3 protein-coding genes are annotated in these 3272 nt (G+C 73.1%); all 3 read right to left on the bottom strand.

What is annotated here, in order from left to right; translation table 11 throughout:
- Positions 1–1570 (bottom strand): NADH-quinone oxidoreductase subunit G (locus NBW84_RS23500; protein WP_250287489.1); only part of this gene is annotated, 1570 nt, incomplete at its 3' end.
- A 5-nt stretch (positions 1571–1575) separates the two neighbouring features.
- Positions 1576–2862 (bottom strand): NADH-quinone oxidoreductase subunit NuoF, encoded by a 1287-nt coding sequence (nuoF, locus tag NBW84_RS23505; protein WP_250287492.1) that lies wholly within the window; start codon positions 2860–2862, stop codon positions 1576–1578.
- A 2-nt stretch (positions 2863–2864) separates the two neighbouring features.
- The gene (locus tag NBW84_RS23510) at positions 2865–3221 is read right to left on the bottom strand and encodes a hypothetical protein (protein ID WP_250287494.1); all 357 of its coding nucleotides are present in this window, start codon (positions 3219–3221) and stop codon (positions 2865–2867) included.
- Positions 3222–3272 lie beyond the last annotated feature (51 nt).

Here is a 3272-nt window from a genome sequence, read left to right on the forward strand (position 1 = left end):
CCCCGGCCCGGCGTGGCACCCAGGCCAGCCGCGCGCCGGTCGCCTCGGCCAGCCGCAGCGCCGCGGTCAGCGTCCCGGGGGCCTGCGCGGCGCGCTCCCCCACCAGGATCACCGCCCCGTCGGCGCGCAGCGCGGCGGCCGCCGCGGACTGGGTCCCGTCCTGAATCCTGTTGACCGGCCCGGCCAGGGCGGCCAGGGCGGCGGCTTCGGCTCCGGGGACGACCGGCAGCAGCGTCCCGGAGATCTTCGACAGCCCGCGGGTGGCCAGCGGGGCCAGCGAGAAGATCGCCGTGGTCTGCTTCTGCGCGGCCTTGCGCAGCCGCAGGAAGATCGTCGGCGCCTCCTCCTCGGGCTCGAGCGCGACCAGCAGGACGCCGGGCGCGGCTTCCAGACCGGCGTGGGTGACCCCGATGCCGGTGCCGGCGACCGCGTGGGCGAGGAACGCCTCCTCCTCGGCCGAGTGCGGCCGGGCCCGGAAGTCCACGTCGTTGGTGCGCAGGGCGACGCGGGCGAACTTGGCGTAGGCGTAGGCGTCCTCACGGGTGAGCCTGCCGCCGGCGAGCACGCCGACGCCGTGGCGGTCCCGGCATTCGGCCAGCCCGCGGGCGGCGAAGGCCAGCGCCTCGCTCCACGACGCCTCGACCAGCTCCCCGGTGGCGTCGTCACGGACCAGCGGGGTGCGCAGCCGGTCGGCGCCGTCGGCGTAGGTGAAGGCGAACCGGCCCTTGTCGCAGTTCCACTCCTCGTTGACGGCCGGGTCGTCGGCGGCGAGCCGGCGCCGGACCTTGCCGCGGCGGTGGTCGGTGCGCAGCGCGCAGCCGGCCGCGCAGTGCTCACACGCGGTCGGGGTGGACACCAGGTCGAACGGCCGGGCCCGGAACCGGTAGGCCGCGCTGGTCAGCGCGCCCACCGGGCAGATCTGCACGGTGTTGCCGGAGAAGTAGGACTGGAACGGCTCGTCCTCGCTGATCGAGACCTGCTCGTTGGCGCCCCGCTCGAACAGTTCGATGAAGGGGTCGCCGGCGATCTGCGCGGAGAACCGGGTGCAGCGCGCGCACAGCACGCAGCGCTCCCGGTCGAGCAGGATCTCGCTGGAGATGGCGACAGGCTTCGGGTAGGTCCGCTTGGCCTCCCGGAACCGTGAGACGGCGCCACCGTTGGCCATCGACTGGTTCTGCAGCGGGCACTCGCCGCCCTTGTCGCAGACCGGGCAGTCCAGCGGATGGTTGAGCAGCAGGAACTCCAGCGTCCCCGCCTGCGCCTTCTGCGCCACCGGCGAGGTGAGCTGGGTGCGCACGACCATGTCGGCCGCGACCGTGGTCGTGCAGGAGGCGACCGGCTTGCGCTGGCCCTCGACCTCGACGATGCACTGCCGGCAGGCGCCGACGGGGTCGAGCAGCGGATGGTCGCAGAACCGCGGGATCTCGATCCCGAGCAGCTCGGCGGCCCGGATGATCAGTGTCCCCTTCGGGACGCTGACCGCGATGCCGTCGATGGTCAGGGTGACGAGATCCGGCGGCGCGGGCTCGGCCGGGGGCTGCGAGGCGCTGCTCTTCGACACGGTTGTCATAGTGATCAGTGAGCTCCCGCGAAGGCGTCCGGCGTGCCGGCGACGCGGTCGGTGGGGGTGGCCGGGACGAACTCGTCCCGGAAGAACTTGATCCCGGAGACGATCGGTGAGGTGGCGCCGTCGGCGAGCGCGCAGAAGGCCCGGCCGAAGATGTTGTCGCAGGCGTCGACAAGGGTGTCGACGTCCTCGGCGTCGCCGTCACCGCGTTCGAGCCGGGAGAGGATCTGGACCATCCAGGTGGTGCCCTCGCGGCAGGGCGTGCATTTGCCGCAGGACTCGTGCGCGTAGAACTGGGTGAGCCGCCGGACGACCTTGAGCATGTCCACGGTCTCATCCATGAGCATGATGGCGGCGGTGCCGAGCAGGGAGCCAGCCTCGGCGACCCCCTCGAAGTCCAGCGGGACGTCGAGATGGTCCGCGGTGAGCATCGGCGTCGAGGAGCCGCCGGGCGTCCACGCCTTCAGCCGCCGGCCGCCGCGGATGCCGCCGGCGAGATCCAGCAGCTCGGCGAGGGTGGTCCCCATCGGCGCCTCGTACTGGCCCGGGCGGGTCACGTGCCCGGACAGGCTGTAGATCTTCGGCCCCGGCGAGCGCTCCCGGCCCATCGAGCGGAACCACTCCACCCCGCGCCGGATGATGAACGGCACGGTGGCGATGGTCTCCACGTTGTTGACCACGGTCGGGGACGCGTACAGCCCGTGGGTCGCCGGGAACGGCGGGCGCAGCCGGGGCTGGCCGCGGCGGCCCTCCAGCGAGTCCAGCAGCGCGGTCTCCTCGCCGCAGATGTAGGCGCCGGCCCCGGAGTGGACGACCAGGTCCAGGTCGAAGCCGCTGCCGAGGATGTCACGGCCGAGGTAGCCGGCCTGGTACGCCTCGGCGACCGCGGCGCGCAGCCGGCGCCCGCAGTGCACCAGCTCCCCGCGCAGGTAGATGAAGGCGCGGTGGGCCCGCACCGCGTAGGAGGCGATGATGATGCCCTCCACCAGCGAGTGCGGGTCGGCCATCATCAGTGGCGCGTCCTTGCAGGTGCCGGGCTCGCCCTCGTCCGCGTTGATCACCAGGTAGTGCGGCTTGTCGTCGCCCTGCGGGATGAAGCTCCACTTCATCCCGGTGGGGAAGCCGGCACCGCCGCGGCCGCGCAGCCCGGAGTCCTTGACAATCTTGATGATGTCGTCCGGGCCCAGCTCCAGGGCCTGCCGCAGCGCCTGGTAGCCGTCGGTGCTCTCGTAGACGGCCAGTGTCCAGGAGCCGGGGGTGTTCCAGCGTCCGGTGAGGACCGGGGTAACCGGCATGGTCAGCTCCCCTTCGTCGAATCGTCGGTCCGCGCGGCCTTGGCGGGAGTGGCCTTGGCGGGAGCGGCCTTGGCGGGAGCGGCCTTGGCGGGAGCGGCCTTGGCGGGAGCGGCCTTGGCGGGAGCGGCCTTGGCGGGAGTGCTCCTGGCCGGGGCGCCGTTGGCCGGGGCGCCGCCGGCCGGGCCGGCGACCGTGGCGTCGGCGGTGTCCGTGACCAGCAGCCCGGCGATGGACGGGTCACCCACGCCCGGGCCGGCGGCCGCCTCGGGCCTCGGGTCGGGGAGGCCGGCGAGCTGCCGGGACGCCTCGGCGAACGTGCACAGCGGCGCGCCCCGGGTCGGGGCCTGTCTCTTATACACATCTCCGAGCCCACGAGACAAGAGGCAAATCTCGTATGCCGTCTTCTGCTT

It is taken from the genome of Protofrankia sp. CiP1_Cm_nod2 (assembly GCF_920664355.1).
In the GTDB taxonomy this organism is placed as follows: domain Bacteria; phylum Actinomycetota; class Actinomycetes; order Frankiales; family Frankiaceae; genus Protofrankia.

Bases quoted from the DNA above. Each gene is read 5' to 3' on its own strand.
- nuoF (WP_250287492.1), bottom strand. From the start codon at position 2,862: ATGCCGGTTACCCCGGTCCTCACCGGACGCTGGAACACCCCCGGCTCC.